Below are 564 nucleotides of genomic sequence, written 5' to 3'. Positions count from 1 at the left end.
CGCGCATTCAAACGGGTAGAGGAAGGGAATCTGGATCTGAATATTAGACATCACAAGGATGATGAGTTTGGTTTTTTATATGAACGTTTTAATGAGATGCTTGTTAATCTCCAAATTTCGATTGATGAGGTATACAATCAGCAAATCCATCGGCAAAATGCGGAGCTGAAGCAGCTGCAATCGCAAATTAATCCTCATTTTCTTTATAATTGCCTGTTTAGTATTATTCGATTAATTAAGATGCAAAAAGAGGATGAAGCGGTGCAGTTTACCAATCAGCTCGCCAAATATTTTCAGTTCATTACACGCAATACAAGGGATACGGTACCTTTAGAGAATGAAGCAGCACATGCTCGAAATTACGTCATGCTACAGCTAACACGTTTCTCGGATAGGGTGACCATTGATTTTGGGGATATTCCAGAGAAGCTAAAGCCAATATCCGTACCACGCCTTATCATCCAGCCGCTTGTTGAAAATGCATTTGTACATGGGCTTGAAAATGTGACAGAGGGGGGGCTGCTGCGTGTCTCTTTTGCTGAAGAGTCGGGTAAAGCAATTATT

The 564-nt window shown here is 41.0% G+C and carries 1 protein-coding gene; it reads left to right on the top strand.

Annotated elements, in window-relative coordinates; all coding sequences use genetic code 11:
• A partial coding sequence (locus E0496_RS34460) for a sensor histidine kinase (RefSeq protein ID WP_161601674.1) occupies positions 1 to 564 on the top strand: 564 nt, incomplete at both ends.

This window comes from Paenibacillus luteus (assembly GCF_006542765.1).
Classification (GTDB): domain Bacteria; phylum Bacillota; class Bacilli; order Paenibacillales; family Paenibacillaceae; genus Pristimantibacillus; species Pristimantibacillus luteus.
Note: the sequence above shows the minus strand (reverse complement) of the source record. Positions and strands in the feature narration are given on the sequence as shown.